The sequence below is a fragment of the Pseudomonas sp. HMSC066A08 genome (genome assembly GCF_001813025.1).
In the GTDB taxonomy this organism is placed as follows: Bacteria; Pseudomonadota; Gammaproteobacteria; order Pseudomonadales; family Pseudomonadaceae; genus Pseudomonas; species Pseudomonas aeruginosa.
Genome location: NZ_KV811208.1, coordinates 1 through 20,872 on the forward strand (window position 1 = coordinate 1; position 20,872 = coordinate 20,872).

Annotated in this window: 27 protein-coding genes and 1 pseudogene; 1 reads left to right on the forward strand and 27 read right to left on the reverse strand. The window is 59.1% G+C overall.

Features of this window, described 5'->3' with window-relative positions:
- From HMPREF2886_RS01845 to HMPREF2886_RS01860, 4 genes and pseudogenes are all read right to left on the reverse strand, one after another.
- Positions 1–827: pseudogene (locus HMPREF2886_RS01845) on the reverse strand (host specificity protein); the annotation flags it as partial.
- 55 nt (positions 828–882) lie between these two features.
- On the reverse strand, positions 883–1,461 hold the full coding sequence (locus HMPREF2886_RS01850) for a tail assembly protein (protein WP_023110737.1): 579 nt from the start codon (positions 1,459–1,461) through the stop codon (positions 883–885).
- A complete protein-coding gene (locus HMPREF2886_RS01855) occupies positions 1,458–2,240 on the reverse strand; it encodes a C40 family peptidase (RefSeq protein ID WP_070746679.1) in 783 nt (260 codons plus the stop codon). Before HMPREF2886_RS01855 ends, HMPREF2886_RS01850 begins: the two co-directional genes overlap by 4 nt.
- Before the next feature lie 2 nt (positions 2,241–2,242).
- A complete protein-coding gene (locus HMPREF2886_RS01860; protein WP_004353204.1) occupies positions 2,243–2,944 on the reverse strand; it encodes a phage minor tail protein L in 702 nt (233 codons plus the stop codon).
- 194 nt (positions 2,945–3,138) lie between these two features.
- Between HMPREF2886_RS01860 and HMPREF2886_RS01865 the strand changes: the two genes are divergently transcribed.
- Positions 3,139–3,375: a hypothetical protein gene (locus HMPREF2886_RS01865; RefSeq protein WP_034050699.1), complete on the forward strand. Its 237-nt coding sequence runs from the start codon at positions 3,139–3,141 to the stop codon at positions 3,373–3,375.
- Positions 3,376–3,515: 140 nt separating this feature from the next.
- Here HMPREF2886_RS01865 and HMPREF2886_RS01870 read toward each other — a convergent pair whose 3' ends face one another.
- From HMPREF2886_RS01870 to HMPREF2886_RS32700, 23 genes are all read right to left on the reverse strand, one after another.
- Positions 3,516–3,863: a phage tail protein gene (locus HMPREF2886_RS01870; RefSeq protein WP_033988059.1), complete on the reverse strand. Its 348-nt coding sequence runs from the start codon at positions 3,861–3,863 to the stop codon at positions 3,516–3,518.
- The gene (locus tag HMPREF2886_RS01875) at positions 3,864–7,253 is read right to left on the reverse strand and encodes a tape measure protein (RefSeq protein WP_070746681.1); all 3,390 of its coding nucleotides are present in this window, start codon (positions 7,251–7,253) and stop codon (positions 3,864–3,866) included.
- 489 nt (positions 7,254–7,742) lie between these two features.
- Positions 7,743–8,072, reverse strand: a complete 330-nt coding sequence (locus HMPREF2886_RS34535) for a hypothetical protein (protein WP_128688109.1) — start codon at positions 8,070–8,072, stop codon at positions 7,743–7,745.
- A gap of 97 nt (positions 8,073–8,169) precedes the next feature.
- Entirely contained in the window at positions 8,170–8,436 is a 267-nt protein-coding gene (locus tag HMPREF2886_RS01880) for a phage tail assembly protein T (protein ID WP_023111191.1), read from the reverse strand.
- A gap of 29 nt (positions 8,437–8,465) precedes the next feature.
- On the reverse strand, positions 8,466–8,816 hold the full coding sequence (locus HMPREF2886_RS01885; protein WP_023111190.1) for a phage tail assembly chaperone family protein, TAC: 351 nt from the start codon (positions 8,814–8,816) through the stop codon (positions 8,466–8,468).
- A gap of 9 nt (positions 8,817–8,825) precedes the next feature.
- A complete protein-coding gene (locus HMPREF2886_RS01890; RefSeq protein WP_023110742.1) occupies positions 8,826–9,329 on the reverse strand; it encodes a phage tail tube protein in 504 nt (167 codons plus the stop codon).
- A gap of 63 nt (positions 9,330–9,392) precedes the next feature.
- Positions 9,393–9,758 (reverse strand): DUF3168 domain-containing protein, encoded by a 366-nt coding sequence (locus HMPREF2886_RS01895; protein WP_031275046.1) that lies wholly within the window; start codon positions 9,756–9,758, stop codon positions 9,393–9,395.
- Positions 9,758–10,231 carry an HK97-gp10 family putative phage morphogenesis protein gene (locus HMPREF2886_RS01900; RefSeq protein ID WP_023110743.1) on the reverse strand — a complete coding sequence of 158 codons (474 nt, stop codon included), beginning with the start codon at positions 10,229–10,231 and terminating at the stop codon, positions 9,758–9,760. Before HMPREF2886_RS01900 ends, HMPREF2886_RS01895 begins: the two co-directional genes overlap by 1 nt.
- Positions 10,224–10,841 carry a methyltransferase domain-containing protein gene (locus HMPREF2886_RS01905; RefSeq protein WP_196495825.1) on the reverse strand — a complete coding sequence of 206 codons (618 nt, stop codon included), beginning with the start codon at positions 10,839–10,841 and terminating at the stop codon, positions 10,224–10,226. The genes HMPREF2886_RS01900 and HMPREF2886_RS01905 overlap by 8 nt, the downstream gene beginning before the upstream one ends.
- Positions 10,792–11,619, reverse strand: a complete 828-nt coding sequence (locus HMPREF2886_RS01910; protein WP_225979719.1) for a glycosyltransferase family protein — start codon at positions 11,617–11,619, stop codon at positions 10,792–10,794. The genes HMPREF2886_RS01905 and HMPREF2886_RS01910 overlap by 50 nt, the downstream gene beginning before the upstream one ends.
- A 3-nt stretch (positions 11,620–11,622) precedes the next feature.
- Positions 11,623–11,982, reverse strand: coding sequence for a Gp49 family protein (locus tag HMPREF2886_RS01915; protein WP_003088465.1), 360 nt, complete (start codon positions 11,980–11,982; stop codon positions 11,623–11,625).
- 60 nt (positions 11,983–12,042) lie between these two features.
- A complete protein-coding gene (locus HMPREF2886_RS01920; RefSeq protein WP_003088463.1) occupies positions 12,043–12,768 on the reverse strand; it encodes a P63C domain-containing protein in 726 nt (241 codons plus the stop codon).
- A gap of 116 nt (positions 12,769–12,884) precedes the next feature.
- A complete protein-coding gene (locus HMPREF2886_RS01925) occupies positions 12,885–13,241 on the reverse strand; it encodes a phage head closure protein (protein WP_012614022.1) in 357 nt (118 codons plus the stop codon).
- Positions 13,242–13,562 (reverse strand): head-tail connector protein, encoded by a 321-nt coding sequence (locus tag HMPREF2886_RS01930; RefSeq protein ID WP_058565320.1) that lies wholly within the window; start codon positions 13,560–13,562, stop codon positions 13,242–13,244. It abuts the gene before it with no gap.
- Complete coding sequence (locus HMPREF2886_RS01935; RefSeq protein WP_177344437.1) at positions 13,543–13,947, reverse strand: hypothetical protein; 405 nt, start codon at positions 13,945–13,947, stop codon at positions 13,543–13,545. Before HMPREF2886_RS01935 ends, HMPREF2886_RS01930 begins: the two co-directional genes overlap by 20 nt.
- 358 nt (positions 13,948–14,305) lie before the next feature.
- Positions 14,306–15,493, reverse strand: coding sequence for a phage major capsid protein (locus HMPREF2886_RS01940; protein WP_034066457.1), 1,188 nt, complete (start codon positions 15,491–15,493; stop codon positions 14,306–14,308).
- Complete coding sequence (locus HMPREF2886_RS01945; RefSeq protein WP_023098731.1) at positions 15,490–16,380, reverse strand: head maturation protease, ClpP-related; 891 nt, start codon at positions 16,378–16,380, stop codon at positions 15,490–15,492. Before HMPREF2886_RS01945 ends, HMPREF2886_RS01940 begins: the two co-directional genes overlap by 4 nt.
- Before the next feature lie 3 nt (positions 16,381–16,383).
- A complete protein-coding gene (locus tag HMPREF2886_RS01950) occupies positions 16,384–17,688 on the reverse strand; it encodes a phage portal protein (protein WP_031630043.1) in 1,305 nt (434 codons plus the stop codon).
- Positions 17,681–17,845: a hypothetical protein gene (locus tag HMPREF2886_RS34540; RefSeq protein ID WP_003088450.1), complete on the reverse strand. Its 165-nt coding sequence runs from the start codon at positions 17,843–17,845 to the stop codon at positions 17,681–17,683. The genes HMPREF2886_RS01950 and HMPREF2886_RS34540 overlap by 8 nt, the downstream gene beginning before the upstream one ends.
- Positions 17,842–19,533 (reverse strand): terminase large subunit, encoded by a 1,692-nt coding sequence (locus tag HMPREF2886_RS01955; RefSeq protein ID WP_070746686.1) that lies wholly within the window; start codon positions 19,531–19,533, stop codon positions 17,842–17,844. Before HMPREF2886_RS01955 ends, HMPREF2886_RS34540 begins: the two co-directional genes overlap by 4 nt.
- 1 nt (position 19,534) lies before the next feature.
- Complete coding sequence (locus tag HMPREF2886_RS01960; protein WP_023110752.1) at positions 19,535–19,915, reverse strand: hypothetical protein; 381 nt, start codon at positions 19,913–19,915, stop codon at positions 19,535–19,537.
- Between the two features lie 212 nt (positions 19,916–20,127).
- The gene (locus HMPREF2886_RS32695; protein WP_057392306.1) at positions 20,128–20,442 is read right to left on the reverse strand and encodes an HNH endonuclease; all 315 of its coding nucleotides are present in this window, start codon (positions 20,440–20,442) and stop codon (positions 20,128–20,130) included.
- Positions 20,435–20,695: a hypothetical protein gene (locus tag HMPREF2886_RS32700; protein WP_077831950.1), complete on the reverse strand. Its 261-nt coding sequence runs from the start codon at positions 20,693–20,695 to the stop codon at positions 20,435–20,437. The genes HMPREF2886_RS32695 and HMPREF2886_RS32700 overlap by 8 nt, the downstream gene beginning before the upstream one ends.
- Positions 20,696–20,872 lie beyond the last annotated feature (177 nt).

Consider the following 20,872-nt stretch of genomic DNA (forward strand, 5'->3'; position numbering starts at 1 on the left):
GGGCCGCCGGTAAAATAGGTCCGAGTCTCAGGGTCATAGTTCATCGGGACCCGCACGATTCGCCCGCGCATGAGCGCAGAGAACTTCGGAAAGTCACCCCCGAACTGCTGGGCGTCATATTCCACGCAGCCAAGGGCGGTGAGCGGAAACTCCTGGTTGCTGTCGACAACTTCAGCTATCGCAGTCAGCACCATGGTGTCCTGGACCAGAGAGCTGTTCGCCTCCGGCGTGATCCTCCGCACGCGTACCGCCCAGTGCCCTCCTGCCGGCAGGTTGATCCGGTGGGATCGGTAGTAGGTCGTAACGTTCTTCCGGTCGACAAACGTGCTGAGTACAGTCTGGTAAGGAGCACCATCCGTGGCGACATCGATCGCGTACTCAATGCGCACCCCATTGATGTTCCCGGACGAGTCCTGCGCCTGCAGGTTGGGCCAGGACAGGCGCACGCGTACCGCATCCGCCGTAGCGTTCGTGACGGTGTAGATGTAGGGCTGCGTGCTGAGCAAGGTCTGACCCACCGCAATCTCATTGCTGGATTCCGCTACGCCCTCTAGTCGCTCCTGATTTAACTCACCTGGACGAAACTGCCACTTCACGTCGGGGTAGTTCAGCGTGCCGTCTTCTGCCTGGATCGGAGTACCGTCAAGCTTGATCGACTTGAGTCCATTGACTGGCCCAACAATCGGCCCCCAGCTCAGGAGATACACGATCCGAGCAGTGGACAGGGAGGCAACGCCGTTCTGGGCAATGTGCGGCTGCTTCGGCTTGGAACTGCCCCCCTTGCTTCCACGCAAAGGCTGATGGCGCTTTTTGGTCACAACAGACATTTTCGATCTCCAGAAACAAGAAACCCCGCCGAAGCGGGGTCTGGCAGCAGTCGTGCTAGAGCTGGTCTTCCGTGTAAACCCCGCCCGACTCGACGGCGCCGCCGATCTCTCGCTCGCCGTAAAGCACTGGGTATGGGTTGCCCTGAGCGATAGTGGTCATGGCACCACCGAATCCATAGCTCGGGTTATTCCCATCCTCGTTCTTCGCGGCGGAAGCCTGAGTTGACGGGGCCAGCATCTGGGCAACGCCACCAAGTGCCAGGCCGGCGCCGCCAGCCATCATTGCAACGCCTATTGCCGAAGTGGTGCCGAACGTGAAATAGCCCGCAACGACCAACGCCGCCCCTAGGACCGTCTGAAAAATCCCGGAACTCTTGCTGCCTTGGATGACTGGCACGATGCGGATGACCGACTCGCCGGCTCCGGCCAGGTCAAGCTCCTCTTCGCGAAGATTTCGCCTTCCTACGAAGACCGCGAACCGCATCCCACGCTCTTCTGCTGTTCGCATGAACTTCTCGAAACCATCCACCATGCTGGCCAGGGCAATGGTGGCCTCTCGCGGCCCTGATACATCGAGCACATACTCACGGCCAAATTCGCGGCGCAACGCGCCATACAGTCGGATGGTCTTCATTCGGAGAAGTCCTTGTGACGAAGGATCAGCCGGAGCCTGTTGGCCATGGACCAGCCATAGATTTCGCGTGCAGCCGCGCGACCCGCCATGTGGTGATAGATGAACGGCCCTGATCCGCCCAGCGCCGGGGCCTCTTCGCTTCGCAAATGAGGCTCGGCACCAAGGTAGATCGCGGCATGGTTCGGGTGATAGCAAGGCCGCCCCGGAGTTGGCACTTGAAACACCAACATGTCCCCTCGCCGCAGGTCGTCAACGCGATAGAAGCCGGCCCTCTCGTAATTGTCCTCGTACAGGCTCGATCCGTCCTTGACCTCCCACCAAAGGTCCTTGCGCTCGAAGTTCGGCAGCGTCAACCCAGCTTCTCGCTCGTACCAATCCCGGCAGGCGCCCCAACAGTCGAGCAAGCCGTGGGAAAACTCTCGGCCAAGCAACGGGGCACGATAACCTGATGGTTTGAACCAGGTCATTTCCCCACCCGGCAGCCCGATGATTCCCCACGGCAATCCGTGAAGCTCACAACTGACCCGGTCGGCCATGCTCGGGATCGGAGCCTTGTCAGGATGGCTATGGATGACGGCAATTACTTCGCCGCGGTCCTCTGCTGCTGCGTAGTCCCGGTGATCCATGACGAAGTTTTCGCGATCACTGACCGCCAGGTTGCCACAAGGCGCGTATTCTCGGCCGCTATCGGTCTTGAGCAATACGCCACACGCCTCGCTCGGGTAGACGCTTTCGGCGTGCGCCAGGATCTGACACTGGAGCTTTTGACTGATGCGCATGCTTACCTCGACGAAACGATCAAACTTGCCCCCAAGGAACCGCCGAAGCGGTTGGTGTTGCCGCGCAGCTTGCAACTGCTCCAGCGGCCGCCACACCGATCGAGAGCCGGGTTATCGGTAGGCTCATCCTTCTTCGTGAAGAGGGCAGCGCCGGTATAGGCGCAAGCCTCTCCTCGATACTGACCTCGGCACGCCCACCGGCAAAGCTTGGTGATCTGCTGGGCCGGTAGCATCTGCCCCTCCATGTCGATAGGGCTGCTGAGCGCGAAGGTGACCTGCTCCCGGGTTTCCTCGGTCTTCTGCTCAATGAACCAGATCCCCACCCGAGCCTCGTCGGCTGCATCGGGGTTGCCATCAGGGAAGTTTGCGGCATCCAGATAGTGCCGCCACGTCTCGATCACCCGCACCCTGGCGCCACAGAGGTCTCGCAACTGAAGGCAGATGGCCGATATCGCTCCTCGTATGCCGGCGAGTTCGTTTGCCAGTTGGAGGGTCGGCGACGCGGGTCGACCATCGCCGCGGATATCAAAGCCTTTTGCGGTGATTTGAATCGGCTCGTACACATTGCCCTGCCAGATTATCTCCCCTTCCTGGGCGTGGCCATGGAATCGCCAGAGATTTCCGCCAAGGCGCGTCGCATCCACCTCAAACAGCCGGATCAGGTTCCCCGGCTCAAGCTTCTGCACATCAGCATTGAAGGCCATGCGTTCTCCAGATATGAAAAAGCCCGCGCGAGGCGGGCTGGAAGGTTGTACAGCGTGGATGAAATGCCAGTGGCAACCGCCCTACCGGGGTAGTAGCGTCGTGCCTTCATGCAAGGGTTTCCCGACCCTGAGCGTGCCGGCCCAGGGATCGGGAGGCGCCAATGTCGGCGCGGTTAAAGACCTAGGAGGTCGAAATGAGCGTTAATCTGGAACAACGTATAGCAGCAATTGAGGCCGTTTTTGCCACGCATGCCTCAGCCAACACTAATGCGATTATCGAACTCATCAGTGCCGTGAAGGAAATTCCAGGATTCGAGGCAGCATCATTTAAGAAGGGGCTTCTTGATGCTAGATCGGTAAGCATCGAAGGCGGAATCCAAGAGCATTACAACCAACTAATCGACAACTTCATAGCAGCTATTGAGAGATAAGCTTAATACCTGCCATATATCTCCCTGACTTATCGAAAAGGATGCGATATTGAAGCTTCTTTTCTTTGCCATCCTTTTCGGTTTTTCCTGCTTCTCTGCTCATAATTTTCTCCCGCGGCATAGCCGCTCATGGTTGGTTGTTACGGGTAGAAGACCTGAACGAACGTGAAGCTCAGTTCGTACAGACCTCCCCCCAACGGCCTCAGTTTGTATCCATTGCACCGGTATCGACCCTGTACGCCGCCAGGGGGCGTCCATAGGAACGACCTGTACCCCTCGTGCCGGTCCAGAAAGGCGCGGGCGCCCAGGAGATCATCACCAGCCTCCAGGCGCCCGATGATCGTCATTCCATCCCATGTCTCGGATCTGGTGTTGATCCCCGTTCCGCCGGACTGAACGTATCCATCCCCGAAGTCGTTCTGCCAGGTGCGCTGGGCAATCTCGCCGGCAGTTCCAAGGCGGGTGCAGTAAGAAAAGGTCTCAGCCACTTATCGTCTCCAAAGCAGACCGTTCTGCCCCATCTCTTCCCGAATGACGCTCCGGACCTCCTCCCGCAAGGCCAGCCCGGCAGCCTCTCCCTGCATTCGAGCTTCCTCTTGGCTCATGCCGGGCTGGGCATTAACCGTGACCGGAGCGTTGATAGTGATCGACGGCGCCTGTCCAGCCCCAGCACTCGCGCCGCCTTCCCTGCTGAGGAAAGCAGTCAGGTCCCTGTTTTGATTCGGACTGAGCACCCGCTCACCAGCATCAAGCAGCCAGGTACTCTCCTTCGGGATGTTGTCGATGCCGCCGTGCGCGATGCCCGCGAAGGCCGCCGAAGAAACTCCAGCAACCATTGGCGCGGTAGCTGCGGCGGCAGCCGCAGCAGCACCAGCAGCCAGGCCAGGGCCAACAATCGGGATGGCAGCCGTCGAGGCAAACGCTGCTAGCTGTGCCTGAAACGCCGTTGCCTGAGCATTGGCGACCAGCCCGATTGCCGCAGTCGATTGAGCCGTCTTCCCTACGACCAACTGCACCGCCTGGTAGACAAGCCACTGGGCGGCCATGTCAGCCAGGGCCTTGATGACCGATTTAGCCAGGTCCGCAGCCATGTCACCGAACGCATCTCCGAGGCTCTTGGTCCGCGTGACGATATCGGTGATTGCATCGCCCAAGCCGCTGGTAGCATCGCCAAGGGCGCCAGACACGAAGTCAGAGGCCTGCTTCGAGTAATTCTGCGCATCCTCCACGTAGGTTTCCCATGCGGAGCGGGCTCCGGACACCCAGTCCCCCTGGGCCTCAAGTCGAGCATCGTAGTTTGCCTGCAACTGCTCCAGCATTTGCTCATGGTGCTTCTGTTGAGCCTGGAGCTCTTGCTGGTACTCGTCGTCGCTCATCCCGACCGATCTGTCTGCGTAGCGGTCGGCAAGATCCCTGCGGGCCTTGGCGTAACGGTCATTCTCCTCGTTCAGCTTGTCGAACAGCCCCCTCTGGCTATCGCTCATCCCCATCCCGAGGATTTCGCGTTGCCCTTCGAGCTTGAGATTGCCCAAGCTCTCGTCCATCGCGGACTTGATCTCTCTGAGCCGCTTCACGAACGGATTAGCCGCGTCCACTGCGGAGTTGAACGACTTGGCCGCCCACTCGATTCCCTTCGCATACTCCTGGCTCGTGATCTTTCCCCTGTCCTTCAGGGTGTTGAGGGCCTCGATGTTCTTCCTGTACTCGTCCGTCGCAGTCGCGGTAGGGTCGATCTCCTTCTTGAGGTCCCGATACCGCTCCTCAGCCTGCTTCAGCCCCTTCGCAGAGTCCTTCAACAGGTCCTTCTGGGACTTGGTCGAGGCATTCGCCTTGTCCACGGCTGCGGCATAGGCCAGGGCGCGCTTTTCATCGTCAGGACTTAGCTTCAGGATTCCAGCGTTGATCTGGGCGCGGAGCTTCTCTACCTCGGTCAGCTTGCCGGCGACAACGCTCTGTTTCTGCAAATTATCCAGATAGCTCGCGCCAGCCTTATCCGAAGCGAACCTTGCACCGTCCAGTTCTCGCTGTGTCTTCTGGATGGCAAGGCGCAAGGACTCTGCTTTCTCCTTTGCCTCGTCCAGCGAAGGACCAAACGGAATGTCGGTATTGTCGTCAACGCCCTTCTGGAACCGCTCCTGAAGCGCCTCGGCATCCTTCAATTGATCCTGAAGGCCCGCCAACTGCTGCTTCAACTGGTCATAGCTGAGCCCGGAAAGATCCTCCGGAATCATCGTCCGAGCGGCCTGGCGGATGCGGGTGGAGGCGTCTTCGAAAGCATTGGCCGCACGACCAGCATTACTCTCGGCCTTGTCCCCGAAATCGACGAAGGAGAGGGCTACAGCGCCGATAGACAGAATGAGACCCGGCCATCCGGCAGCCATCCGGAGAATGCCCGCTCCCGCCGCTCTCAGTGCGTTCAGCCCAATGGTCAGGGAGGTGCTTGCGGCATACCAACGACCCAATGCCGCTGTGGAAGCAGCCTGTGCAGTCGCAAGCTGAGCATTGGCGACCGCGACGCCCTCAGTCGCAGCCGCCCACCTTGCCATGGCTGCGGTCGCAGCCTCGGAAGACGCCACCGTGGTGGCCGCCAGTTGCTGCTCAGCAACCTGTAGTTGCTTGGTTATTGCAACTTCACTGAGTCTCAGCTCAACCATCCTGGCGACTGATTGCTGCCGCCCAATTTCGGTAATTTGGGCTTTTAGTCGCTGTGCCTCGAGCTCCTTTTCGGCAGCGATTGCAGCCTGCACCGACTGAAGTCGAGCAATTTCCGAAGCTTGCCGCTGGCGATCAGCCGCAACTTGCGCTTCAGCGGAAACAACAGCCTGCCGAGCGCGAGCCGCTTCCGCGACAGCGGCAGTTCGAATGGCCTGGGCTCGAACAAGTTCACCTTGAGCGGACTGAGACGCCGCAAGGGTCTGCTCTCTGGTTGCCTTTATGTTGGCGACCCAAGATACCAGCCACGCTCCAGAAACAGCAGTAACTCTCGCTATTGCTAGATATAAACCCGTGTTAAGTATCTGAGCGAAAGTCTGTACTCCCGTAGAGTCAAGCGATTTCGACAGGGAAACCATGGCTTCCGTAAAAGCCTTGGACACCCCGAGAGTGCTATCTAGGCTGCCGATCGCTTTGGTCGCGCTGTTCTCCAACACTTGAAACGCGCCAGCGATAGTGGTCTGGGCACGCGCAAACTGGTCATCAATAGCGCGTGTTTGAGACAGGATCGCCTCGAAGACCTGCTTGGAAGTCAGCTTGCCCTGTTCGCCAAGCTTTCGAAGGTCTCCAACCGCAACCCCGAGACCGTTTGCGACGGCTTGGGCCAGGCCTGGAGCCTGCTCAAGTACCGAGTTCAACTCCTGTCCTCGGAGCACGCCAGAGGCAAAGGCCTGTCCGAGTTGCACCAGCGCACCTTCCGCAGCGGCAGCGGAAACACCACTGGCCGACATGGCCTTGCTGATGTTCTGGGTAACCTGGACAACTTGCTGTTGATTTACCCCGAGGTCGCCAGTTGAAGCGGCAATCCTCTGGTACAGCTCCGCAGTGCCCTCCAAAGATGACCGCGCATTCTGAGCGACGGAATACACTGCATCCATCGACTGACTGAACTGAGCCTGACTTTCGCTGACCTGCTTGATGCGGTTCTCAATAGAGACCCAGGCTTGCGAATATCCAACAAGTTCTCGGGCGCTCAGATAAGCAGCCGCCGCAACACCAATAGACTTGATAGCGCTAACTGCCGTCGAACTCGCCCGCTGCGTGCTTTGCTCGATCCGCCCCATACTGCGCGCAGTATCCTGGGCTGCACGATTCATGTTCTGCTGAAATCCCCCAATGCGCGCAATGAGGTCGAGCGTCAGCACACCAAGGGAGCGAGAGGCCATTTAGCTTTTCTCCGGACAATAAAAAACCGCCCGAAGGCGGCTTGCATAGGGATTTTCTACTTCTTCAGATAATCATCCCCATTGAATATGATTTTCGGCAAATTTTAGTTTGGCCGATGCCAGTACAGACATGCCCATATCTCATATCTCAGACCGACAATGTCGGCATAGCTTAGCCTCCTCTCTGACGGCTTCCGCGCAATATGGGCATTTCTTAAAACCATTCGATATACCGACATCCACTGCGGCCTGACGAGACGAGCGTTCAGACGCTTGCTTATCTTCCCCTAGAATAAATATAAGAGGTATGGCGATTATCGGAGCGAAGAAACCAAAGACAAACCATAGGGCTATACTTCTTCTGCGAGATGCTGCCAGATACGCAGAGATTGACGCCAACCAAACCCCGAAAAACAAAATAGAAACCAAATTATTATAAACTTCCTCAAACATATCTTACCTGCCGATTAAATCAGAAACTAAAACAGCTTACCGACCAAATCTTGCAGGGGATGGAGAGGAACCTGCCCTGCTATACCCTGTAACCTTTCCATCTGGACCAAGAATTACCGAAAGCCCCTGGGTTTCTGTGCCAGCCCCCATAAACCCAACATAGGCATACCCCCAGGTAAGTACACGGCTCCCATCTGAATTGTATTGTTCCGCCATGGGCTTGCCAAAAATCGAAATCAACTGATCCTGAGTTGTTTGTCCCTGCACAATTCTATCCACCTGCTCCTGCGTAATCTCTTTTCCACTAGAGGCGCATCCACTTAAAACAGCAGTTAGAACTATTGAAGCAACCAATATATTACGCATTAACAACCCTCCCGGTGGTGATCGCCCGGAATCTAGCACGGAGCCAGCATCCTCGCCAACCGGAGCGCCAGCACAGGAACCCGGCATCCTTGCCAGGTCAAACCCATGCGGCCATCGCCTGTTCGAGCGATATCCCCACCGACTCTACCGGCGCTCGAACATGGGGGCGGAAGTCGTCGGGCTCGCACTTCACCCCGCCAACCTTGGCCTGGATCGCCGCCAATTGGGCCAGCACCCACTCCAGGCGATAGCTCCCGTTGAGGGAGCCACGCTTTTTCAGGTAGGCAACCCACGCCCTGTACTCGTCGTAGTCGATGCGTTCCTTCGCCTCTCGAATGGTGCAACCGCCGATGCCGTTCAGCACGAGCTCATGCCAAACCTCATCGGCGGGCGTCAGTTTTTTTCGTCACCTGGCCCAGTGCCATTGACCTCCGCGACAGCCTGCAAGAGCAGGAAGCCCAGCGCAGGGTCGAGGTTGAACGCAGTTTCGTAGGGAATCTCCTCTTCCCCACCCTCGCCCAGTCTGACGCTCTCGGCCAGGTAGCGCGCATTCTGGCTCTTCTTGTCGTCGTCTTGGGCGAACAGGCGTTCCATGGCACCGAAACTGCTGCGCTTGATGAACACGTCGAAGGTGTCCGTGACCGCTTTTTTCTTGCCCGGCGGGGTGTGCGTCCAGGTGATGCTTTTCTTCACCAGTCCATCGCCCAGGACCGCGCCAGCGGCCACTAGATCGGCTAGTTTCATGTCTGCTCCTTACGCGGTTTTCGGAATCCACTGCCCTGCGCCAGAGCGCTGGATCGTGGCCTGGGTGGCGACCAGGGTGTTGGCTGCAAAATCGAACGGGAAGTCGCTGACGTAACCACGGAAAACGAACCATGTACGCGTCGGCGGAAGATCAAAGTCCCAGTCTCCATTGCTGTCTTGGTCTGCGGACGGGCTTACACCGACACCATCTGACCAGCCGACAGCAAAGACAATATCCTGGTCACTGTCATCCTCTGAGAGCTGAAAGAGCCGAACATGGCTCGCATTCCGCGGATCTGCATTCAGTCCGAGAGTGGCTTGACCAGGGGTACGCATGCCCTTCTTGTATTTGCGCGAGGTCTCGCTCAAGCACGGGTCCTCGATCTGATCCGCCGGGTTTCCTCCGGGGTTGAAGGAGGTTGCGCACTCGATCTCCATCACCGTAAAAGGACCAGATCCAGAGCGGGGCGGAACAAGGGCATAGACCTGAGTTCCTTGGGTAAGCATCGACATAACGTCTTCTCCTGTAGCAGGCAATAAAAACCCGCGCGGTGGCGGGCTGATTGGTTTAGGTGTCTATCGCTGGACTATCCAGTCGATGTCAAAGCTGACTCGGTAGGTCTTGGTATCAGGATCAACAGATTCCCCTCCCCAGCGGACTACATAGGCTGAAAGCTCAATTGCATCCCTGATGGCCTTTGCTGCATCTCTGGCTTCCGCAGCGGTGGCTGAGAAAATGTCCACCTGGAGGGTGAACCCATCGGCGTCAGGGCGCCCCCATAGGTAGTTCTCCGGCGATCCAGATATGGTCTGCCATGTTGCGTACGGCTTGACGACGAGCTGGGGGGCCAGGCCAAACTGATACATCCTCAGCGGGGACGCACCGAGAATCGCGGTAACAGCGGGACTACTTGAGCAGACCTTAAAGATTGGCGGATGCATCACCTCCCCCTTAGAGCCTTGTCTATTTCGCCATCAAGCTCGGATATGAATTTTTCAGTAACGGGCTCAATGTTTTGAGACAGAGCAGGCCGCATGAATGGCTTCGCCGGCGAGTACTTGGTGCCGAACTCCAGATAGCGCCAGTGCCTGGTGTCGCCACCAGGATTTCCGCTTGCATCCTTGCTGTACTGGTTTCGACCAGCGCCGCCGCGCACTCCAACCTTCATCACCACCCCCCCTTCACGCCGCCCCTGCTTGGCGGACTCTTGAGTGATGATGTTCTTCCAGATTTTCTCTGGTGTTTCGGGATCATCGACAAGTCGCGCCTTTTCTCGTGCGGCATCCCTGACAATGTTCATCGCCCTGCGGGCTGCTTTTCTCAGGCCGTTCTTTTGGAGGCGCGGGCCAAGAGTTCTGAGTTTCTCGAGCACGCCTTCAAGCCCGGTGATGCTGAACTCAACGCCGTCAGCCATGGACTCTCCGGAACGCAAAGCTGGTGATGCCTTCTCGGCCAAGTTTCGACTCCTGGTCGTTTAGCTCGACACATTCGAAACCTTGACGCTCGCACCATCCGATCAAACCGTGCATCGTGTGGTACCAGATATGCTCACCCGGCTTGTAGTGCTTGGAGGACAGGCAGTCAGCCTGATCCTTATAAATCGGCATCGACACGAACAGCCACTCGCCAACATGGTCGAGCAGCTTCTCCGGCTCGGGAATGTGCTCCAGGCTGTCCCAGCAGGTCACGGCCTCTGCGTGGTGCTGGTACGGGTCGTAGTAGCGCTCCTGCGCCCTCAGCCAAGCCACCGCTTCCTGATTCACGTCAAAGCCCATCGCGCCGGACTCTGTGACGAAACGGCCTCCGCCGATACCGATGTCTACCACTTGGCCGGTAAAGTGACGGCGCACCAGATCAATACGGGCCTGGGTCAGCGCGGCGCCCATCGGGGTAGCGTCAAGCACCTGATACTTCTCGAAATACGGCCCGCTATAATCCATCGGCGGGCGCGGGTGGAAGCCCATGCCAAGTTCTTCAGACCAGAGCAGGCAGTCGGTCAGCCCAGGCGGCAAAGCGTGCGTCATGATCGGCGATCCTTTTGTCACAGTTGTGCTGTTTCAACGTGCAGCGGCAGAACCTGTCGGGAACCGCGAATGTGATGCGGGACAGGTCCATGCATTTGTCGGTTATGTGTTCCGGCGAGTTGTAGCCGCCCTGCCCGCCACAGATGACCCAGGCCGGCCGCTTTGCGGCGATGGCGGCCGGCACGATCCAGCCGATGCCGCCAATCACCGCATCCGCGTGCTGCAGCAGGGACAGCAGTTGTTCAACTGGCAATTCGCCATGGTGGAACCGGATATCAGCCGGTGGCAGCGGGTCGAGCGCCCATTCCTTGCCGTGCTCTAGGTCGGCCACCGAGACGACCTGGTAGCCGCGGCCGCGCATCTCGGCGGCCGCTTGGGCGATGTACTCCGGCAGAGGGTTGCGCGTGTCGGCACGCCATTCCGTCCGTACCGTGGCTGGGCGGACCAGCACATAGCGACCTTCGACCGGCGCATGGCCGAAATCTGGCAGATCGAACTCCGCCGGCTCGCAGCGGAACGCCTTGCGCAGCCCCTGGATGATCGGGTCGCGGCCGTAGGCGATGCGCAGTTGCGGGCCGCCGACCGGGGCGTGCCATTCATGCTCTCGGTTTACGTTGCGAAGCTGGGTGCGCAGTTTCGTGTCGGGGCGCACGCACTTGACCGGGAGGTCTTTCAGCAATTGCGGCCATGGCGTTTCGAGAAACGCGCCTGGATAGTTCTTCACGAAGGCGCGCGAGTAAATCGAATCGCCAAGGCCGAGCATTCCCTTGATGAGCACAGATCAGCCGGCAAGCTTGCTGCGCAGTTCGTAGCCCATCAGCGGCCAGATCTTGTTGGCCGCGTTCTGCCGCGCGATCTTCCGACCGACCTCGGCGTCGAAGTTATCCGGGCTTGCACAGGCCGACTCACCCGTGACGGTGAAGCCGTTCTTCAGCACCAGGACGCAGAGGGTCAGAAGGCCGAGTGATCCATGCACGCCTGCCACTACAGAGTCAGGGTTGCAGTCAGGACGTTGATTCACGCCATCAGCGGCGGTGAAGTAATACTCGCCAGCAATATTCGCCTCGATGTCAACCGGCGTGATGCGCGGCGCGCTCAAGCCTTTGGCTTGAATCTCTTGCTCGATAGCTTGGTCGGTCATTTCATAATCTCCAGAAACGACGAAGCCCGCACTTGGCGGGCTTTCGTTCGTCGGGTTTGGCTAGGCAGCTTGCGGATAGATCAGGCGAAGTTGGCCCGGCAGCCCGAACGCCTGCATGCACCTGGCTTCGAAATCCTTGCGGTCAACCGAGCTATCCGCGATCAGCGTGACCATGCGGATTTGCTGGTCGAGTCGATCACGACCTCCATCGGTCAGCCACTGATGCATCCTCTCGCTTTCACTGCGGCGAGCCTTTAGTTCGGCATGCACTTCCTTCGGTAAAATAGCGGCGTAAACCCAGCGGTCGGTGATCTGGCCGAAGATGGCCGGCGTTCCCTTGGCATGACCTTCGAAAACGGTGCCGGTGATCCTGGCCAGAGCACGGTAGTAGTCATCGCCGAAGCGCTTCTCCCATGGAGCTGGAGCCGTCAGCAGGATCATGCCCATCACGTTGTCCAGCCCCGCCTGGTTGCGGGCATCGCGGAAAGCCTTCACCAGCCTGAGCTTGAGATCGACCACGCGGTCGCTGTTCCGGGAAAGACTCAGGAGGAAGTAAGCTTGATCCTCATTCAGGAGAGCAAACCGCTCCACAACGCCGCCGCCAGCGCGCCTGGCCCTCGCTTCCTTTTGAAAGGGAAGCGAGCCCAGTTCCTCGAAGCGGCTGGCGTACTTCTGGATCAGGGCAAAGCTGTACTTGTGCTTGATGCCCAGCCCTTCAGCGATAAGTCGGCTATCGACACGCGCCTCGCCGGCGGAATGAACAAGCTGAATAACGTTGTTGCTCATGTCGTTTCCTCGCTCATCAGGCGAATAGAAACGCAGCCGGGGCGGACGGATGAGCGACATCCGCCGTTCGAGAGCGACTCTAGGCTGCGTATTTGGTGCCCTTGCGGGCGAAATCGTTACTGGCCGTCGGTTAGGCCATCGGAACAGCGCAGCCGCCACTCACGGCGAGCGGTGGCATCGGTCTCTGCACTGGTGATGTTGTAAACCCGGCCATCCCAAAGAATTCGCCAGGTGTAGAGTTCCAACCGATCCACCGGGAACCACCGGCAATTGATGCGAGCAGTGGTCTCGGCCTGTTGCGCATCGGCGGCGATCAGTTCACGACCAGGCCCGGTCAGCACCTCAGCGGGAACGTCGGCGCGCCCCGAGAACAACACCGACTCCCAGGAAATGGTGATCTCGCCCGTGGTCGGGTCTTGCGCCTGCACCCGCTTCTGGAACTGGATGCGGTGGCGCATGCGGTAGGCGAGCATTCAAACCCCCAGCCCGCAGCGGTACGGCATCAGCTTCACCTCGGCCGCCTTGCGCAGCGTCTCGATTTCATCAGGAGCGGCCTGGTAGTTCGCCTGGAGCAGCAGCAGAACTCCTACAGCCACGCTCGGCGGAAGTCCTGGCTCGCTGCTGGCTGCCTCACTGCTCTCTTCGCAATTGCACAGACCATCCAGGGATTGCCGCCACATGAACTGGCAGGCTTCGTCTTCAGCGCCATCCAGCAGCAACTGGATCTTGGCGTCATCCGAATCGTGGATCACGTCCAGAAATGCCTTTGCCGTCTCAAGCGGGATCAGGCTCATTCAGCATTTCCTCCAGCGGGCGCCGAGCGAAGCAGGTCAGTGCTGTTTCTCGGGTGCAATTGATGATCTCGATTGTCGGGTTGTTGCGCTTCAGGCGCTCGAACTCGGATGGCCATTCCGCGATCTTGCCGGCGCTCCCAAGCCCCTTCGGGTGGTCGCCGTGCCAGTGCGATTGGCCATTAGTTTTCTGCATGTCGTAGCCCAGCAGGATGATGCGTTTAGCGCCCCTAGCGATGGCCAAGGAAACTGCGCCGCCACCTGAGTTCCTGTAGTGCTCAATGCGTGCCGTCTTGATGCCGAAACGGTTGGTGTTGAGGGTGAGCAGTTCGCCCTGGAAGAGGGATTTGGCTTCCGACGCGTATCGCTCCCACCAGACCTTATCCATTGCCCAAAGGGCATCAGCCCAAGGCGTCAGTCGGAATGTCGTGTTTGCGCAGACGGCCGCCCTCTGCGGCGCGGCTGCTCTCCACTGACGGACTCGCTCGCAGTCTTCTGCGGTGAGGCTGGGGCCGCTTGCGAGGCAGACGGCGACTCGCCAGCCACAGGCTTTGGGATCTCTGATTCCACAATCTGGCACAAGCCTCGGGCCACCAACTGGCGCGCCAGGTGCTCGGATGCAAGGTATGCATCACCGCCGGCCTTTCTCACGCGACCGCCGTCCAAGTATGAGCGAATTGGTTTGATCATTACGTCAGGCATAGTCACCTCAAAGAAAGAAGGGCCGGTCTCCCGGCCCCTTCCAGTTAGCTGGCGGTCAGCGAACCAGTCACGAAAGCCTCGGGGCGATAGACCGCGAAGGCCAGCCGCTCCTCGGCGCGGATGGTGACCATGTTGTTCTCGAAGTCCTTGTCGTTCTCGGTGGAAACCAGAACCTCGATGTCCATGCGGTCGAAGATCTGGGCGCCGAGAGAGAACGCACCGGTCAGGAACTCGTCCTGAGTGATGGCCTGGGTTTCCACCACCGGCAGACGCCAGAGGGTCGGAGTGGTGCCGTTCTGCGGGCTGCCGATGATGTAGCGGTTCTCGGCGTCCTTGGTCAGCTCGATCAGCGCCCAGTCGATGGGGTTGAGCACGATACCGCTGGCCGGGAACTCGGCCAGTTGCGCCTGAAGGATCGCCAGGCGGATGCGGTCGATTCGCTGCTCGGCAGTCACCACTACGCCGCTCGGCGGAGCGTAGGCCTGTGCCTGCGGAATGATGCCGTGCAGATTGGCGCCGGTCCCGTTCCCGTAGAGCAGTTGACCTTCTTCGACCAGCATCAGGCCGTAACGAGCGCGCGCATCGATGTAGCTCTGCAAGGCCGAAGCGTCGTCCAGGATCTGTCGACTTGCCTTGAACAGGTGCGCGATGGTGCGAACCGGCGCGTTTTCCAGCTCGAAGGTCAGGTCGGAGTACGGCTTCTGGGTGCCTTCCGAAACAGGAGCGGCATTGTTGACGAAGCCGGTCTCGCGGACGTACTCGACGGAGTTAGACTCAGTGGTGCCGGGCGCAACCAGGTCGCGGATGGTCAGTCGACGCTGCGGAGCGGCAACGACACCGGGGCGACGATCAGGAGCAACCAGGGCGCCGCCAGAGCTGTCGATGGAGGTGATGGCCGAGCGCGGCATGGATACGCGATGCGAACCGCGCAGGGAGCTGGTTACACCCTGCTCTTTCAGGCTCTCTGCGACCATTTGGCCGGCGGTCTTCGGTGCTTCTTCGCCGCCGTCACGCTTCTCGTTGGCCAGCATGGCTTGTTCCGCGGCGCTCAGTCGTGCTTGCAGTTCGCCCTGAGCAGTCAGCAGTTCGTCGACCTTGGCGCGGGTTTCCTTGTTCATCTCGCCGAAGTTGGCGATCTGGGTGTTGACCTGTTCGGCCTGTGACTTGATCTGATCCCCAACCTGTTTGAGGCTGGCGTTCAGTTCGCCGATTTGTTTTTCGAAGTCGCTCATTGCGATTCTCCTTGGAGGAATTTGGTGATGTCTTGTGCTGCCCGTAGTGCAGCGGAGAGGTCAGGAGCGACAGCGCCAGGCATATCGGTCGGGGTGCCACCACCCCCGCCAGCAGCGCCAAGCATGCTGGTCTTGAAGTCGTTGATGAGTTCATTGCGCTGGCTTCGCGGCATGCCGCTGCGAGCCAGGGCGGCATCCATTCGGCGCTTGGCCAGGATGGATTCGCTGCGGTTGCTGGGAGCGCTGGAGATCTCGTCGGACTCCAGGAAGGCATCTGCCCACCCTTTGTCGACGGCTTCTCGCCCACCGATCCAGGTCTCGGCGTCCATCTGCTTCACGATGTCGTCGATGTCGATTCCCGTGCGCTGTGCGTAGATGTCAGCCAGCGTCATGTCGAATGGCTCCAGCCAGTCGGCGATCTCACGCAGGTCGTTCCGATTGCCCATGGCGATCAGCCAGGCGTTGTGGATCATCAGGAAGGCGGCGCGGCCAATGCGGATCTCATCCCCCGCCATGGCGATGAAAGAGGCGGCAGAGGCAGCCAGGCCGATGATGTTCACCGTGACCTTGCCCTTGTGCTCGCGCAGCAGGTTGTAAATGGCCAGGCCTTCGAATACGTCGCCGCCAGGGCTGTTGATATTCACGGTCACATCGATATCGTTGCCGATGGAGCGCAGAGCGCCAGCAATGCGTTTTGCCGTGACACCTTCACCGGTCCACCAGTCGTAGCCAATCGGCTCGTAGATGGTGATCGTGGAGTCCGGGTTATCGCCAGAAGCTGCTCGAAGCTCAGGACGCCATGCATCTAGCGCTTTGGGCGCCAGGTCGCACTGGACGCCCGAGCGCGGGCGAGCCTCCGGCGCTGCCGGAAGATTTCGCAGAGTCATGGGTTACTCCTGTGGTTCTGGCTGGCTGAGCCAGTTCATGAGCGCGGCGCGGACGGCCTGGCTCTCGTTAGATTGACCGAGTTGGTCGATTGGAACTAGGTTGGATTGGACGGTGAGAATGTCTCCGCCGGGGAGTTCTGGCAGGTTCTCTTTCCGCCGACCTTCGTTGCGGGTCATGAAACCGTTTTGCGCCATGGTGCTGTACCAGGCAGCGCGACCAGCGCTATCAGCCTTCAGGAACCCCTCAAGGGAGAACTCGGCGTAATAGCGAATCCGCTCGGGCGCAGTTAGCAGCCGCTTATTGACGCACTGCTGAATCTGATTGGTGATCGAACTGATCGAGAATGTCAGGAACGCGAGCATCTGCTGTTCAAGCCCTGTCCCCCAGTTGCTCCCCTTGTCGGTCTGGCCGATCATCCAGGGCGGTACCCCGAACCATCTGCAAATCTCGATAACCCCATGCTCTCGCGTCTCCAGCAACTGAGCATCGACCGGATTGATGCCGATGGTTTCAGGGGTAATCCCTTGCTCCAGAACCGGGGATCTTCCGGAGTTCATCGCGCCCGACACGGACTTCACATACTCCCTGAACTCCTCCCGCTGCGCAGGTTGGAGAATGCGATCAACCTTGAAGGCGACCGTGGGTAGAAGTCCGTTCTTGAATGTGCCGTTGGCTGCGTCCTCCGCCGACATGACCGAGCCGAAGACATCAACTCCGTACCTGATTGCAGAGAGACCAATTCGACCATCCAGCGTGAACGCCGGGATGTGCAGCATGTTGGTACGCTCGATCTCTCTACGAGCACCCTTCTTTGGCGTATAGAAATACTTCAGCCGACCGTTGTCATCACACTCCAGGTCGATCCTCGATGGAAGCAGGAAGTCCAACGCAGCCGGTCTGCCAGCAGCGCGGCGAATCTCCGCGTATGCGTTACCCCAAAGCAGCATTGATGCGACCATGGCCTGCCAGAACTGGAAGGCCGTCATGTCGTCGTTGGGGCTGTTGTGAACAACATCGTAGAGCGGGAACGACCGAGCATCGACTCTGCTCCCGTCCGCTTTCCGCTCGTACACTCCCAGCGGAAGACCGGCGACAGAAGTAGAGATCAAGCGAACGCAAGCCCATACCGCAGACAGCTTCATTGCCTTGTCGACAGTGACCTTTTTCCCGCTAGACGACTCCCGCCCCAGGAACTGCGACCAGAACGCGCCATCTGTCAGCCGGATGGTCTTCCCCCCCCAGCCGAACAATGAAGACCTGGGCGCAGACGTAGCACTGCTCAGGACTTTTCCGAGACTCTTACTCACTGGTCAGCCCCTTGCGAATAAACGCCGCTATGGCGAACGCCGACGCCGCACCGGAAATGAGCGCCCAGCCGAGCCCCAGCAGCACGAAGGTTCCGGCTACGAAAAGAGCCAGACCAAGGACGCCAAAGAAGAGGTAGAGGCCAGTAGCGATGTTCATGCGATGATCGGGTTCCGTATGGCGTTCATGAAGTCGTCGCCGTCATCAACGCCGGCAACCAGGGCGCGCCCCATAGCCATGATCAAGGCCACTGGACCATCGATCTTGCAGTTGGGGTCGTTGTCGTTTTCCTTGCGCGGGTAGATGTTTTCCTTGGCATCGATCTTTGCCGCCACGTTGCCCATCATCCAGGTCATGACTGGGTTTCCGTCATGCCAGAGTGTCCGCGCTATCACCCTCGCCTCCACCTCCTTCATCGGTTCGCTCATGTTCTTCACCGTCTGGTTGAAGTCCACGACCGGGATTGAGGTGTTCGAGAGGCGTGTAATCAGGTAGTTGGCCTGCCAGTCGTCGAAGGCGGAATCCTGCAGGTCGATCTGTTTTGCTAGGTCAAGGATGTCTGCCTCGATAAAGGCGTAGTCCGTCATGCTCCCTGGAGTCAGGACCAGGTGACCCTCAAGCGCGAAGTTCTGATACTTCTCGTTTTCCTCGGCGGCAGCCTCCGGAGCGTAGAAGCGGGGGGTGCAGTAGAACTGCCCCGCCTTCTCGAACAGCATCACTAAGGCGGCCACGTCTTTCTTGCTCGCCAAATCAAGCGCCATCCAGCAGCGACATCCGGCCATGTCCGCAATCGTGAAGTCGCGCTTCTGCCGCTGCCAGGCCAGCATGTTCATCCAGACCGTCCTAGCCCCCACCCACTGGTTCAGGTGCTTGGTGCGGAAGGCGTTCTGCTTCGACGCCGAACGCTTGGCCTGCTGGAGCTGGGCTAGGAGGAAGTCAGGGAAGACCGACACTCCGTAATTCGGATTGGCCTTGATCAGGCTGGCCGGGTCATCCCACGGATCATCCTCGTCGATCGTGTAGATGATCCCGAAAATCGTCTCATCGATCGTCTGCCCCTCGAGAATGCGGATCACGTCCCTGCGCTTCTCGTAACATGGGCCGCCGAGATTCGATCCTGCCGTCGTAATGATCGACAGCAATGGCTGTTCTCGTGCCCCCATGCCGGTCTGCATGGTGTCAACCAGGGCATCCGTGTCGTGTTCGTGGTACTCGTCCACCAGGGCAGCATGGGGACTCGCACCGTCCCCTGGGTTGCCGATAACCGTCTCGAACTTCGACATATCCTCCATGACGAACATGGGGCCAGGGTTCTTCTGGTTGCCAGAAAGCTCGATACCGAATCGGTTACGCAGGTTCTCAAGCTTGTGCGCCATCATCCAGGCCGGACGGAATACCTCAAAGGCCTGCTTCTCTGTAGTAGCGCCGGAGTAGACCTCAGCTCCCGACTCGCCATCCGCGGCGAACAGGTAAATCCCCCTGGCCGCCAGGCGGGCCGATTTGCCGTTCTTCCTGGGAATCTCTTCGTAGGCCTCGCGGAACCTACGCTTGCCGGTGTCCTTCTTCACCCAGCCGAAGATGTTGGCCTCGATGAATACCTGCCAAGGCTCGAACACTAGCTTCGACTTCGAAGCGCTCCATTTGCCTTTGGTGTGAGGCATGAGCTGCATGAACTTGACAGCACGATCTGCCTTGGCCTCATCGAAAACGTATGGCCAATCGTCATCGCCCTGGCGGTCCAAGTCATTCAGGAAACGCTGGCATGCAAGCTTCACATACCGGCACGCAACGATAGCCCCTCCAACGACATCGCTAGCGTACTGTCGCGCAATGTCGCTAGGGTTCATCTCAGAAATCCTCGAACTCGTCCTTCTCCTTCGGCTTTTCCAGGCCGAACTTCTGGCGGTCGGACGGCGTTAATCCAAGCCGGGCCAGGTTTCCGATCAGATGGGTGTACTTGCCAACCGCGAACTCTGTCGGGTTGGCGCGGTATTCAGCGAGCAGGTTCGCGGTGACCTCCAGGATGATCCGGTCCGATCCCGTCAGAACGCCCTTGATCGACTGAGTGCACAACTCTTTCCACGCGAGACGAGCGGGGCCTTGCAGATGGATGGGCGCTTCGCCGACATCCCCCTCGCCCTTTGCTGGCTCCTGCCGGTAGCGCTGAGGGTTCTTCTTGTCCGCGCCCTTGAACTTTGCGACCTCGGCAGGCTGCTTGTGACGGGCCATTCGGGAACCTAAATTCTGTGGAAATGAGAAAAGAGTTGGGGGCGCGGTGTCCTAGCGAAAGGTTCTAAGGTTTTGACCCGCCCCACCCCTATAAATGAGACTTTTTCTCATTTAACTCGATTTTTCGGTCAAACCGCACCAATCCAGTGAAAACCACTGACGTTATTCGTAAATATCCAGAATCGTCGCGTCCGCGCGCTGAGGGAACCCGACTATTTCCTAGATGCTGCCGACTCCCTTGCCGTCTTCCTCGCATGACATGGGTATCCAGCAATAGCCATCAGGTTGGAGTCATCGTCTGTGCCTCCCTGGCTCAGCGGGATGATGTGATCCACCTCTGTGGCGATCCTCTTCACTCCCTTGCACTCTGGGCACTGGCACATGTAGCCATCCCGCCTGAGGATGCGCTCTCGCTTGCGACGCCACGGTCTGCCGCCGCGCCCATTCCCCCATGCCTTGTCCTCTACCTCGTGCTTAGTCACTCCATTGGCCTTGGGCTTGGTGTGACGCTGAGGGAGGTCAGGCACTTCTGGATACCTGATTGCCGGCTGCCTGAACCGGCGGGGTCCAGCCTTGCCGCCTAGCTTGTGCCGGTCTGAGGAACGAGAGCTTTCCGCCTTGCCATTCATCAGGATGGAGCGCCAGCAGTCCGGAGCGCAGCAGAGGCTCGAGAACCTTCATGGCGCTCACTACCTCGCCGCTGTACCCAGCAATGTCATCAGGCGTCCAGGGCCGATTGGGGTTGACCTCGACTCCTACAGGGATCGGGTGACTCTTCATGAGGGCGTTCCTTCATCAGACATCCCGATGAGCTTCGCGACCATCAGGGACTCAGCGAAATCATTTGCGTTGGCATCTCGCCAACGGGAGAGCCCGCATACGTGGTAGATCAACTCCCGGCCAGGGAGCGGGCTTTCGGGGCGCTCGATCTTGTAGCGAAGCTGGACAACCAGCTTG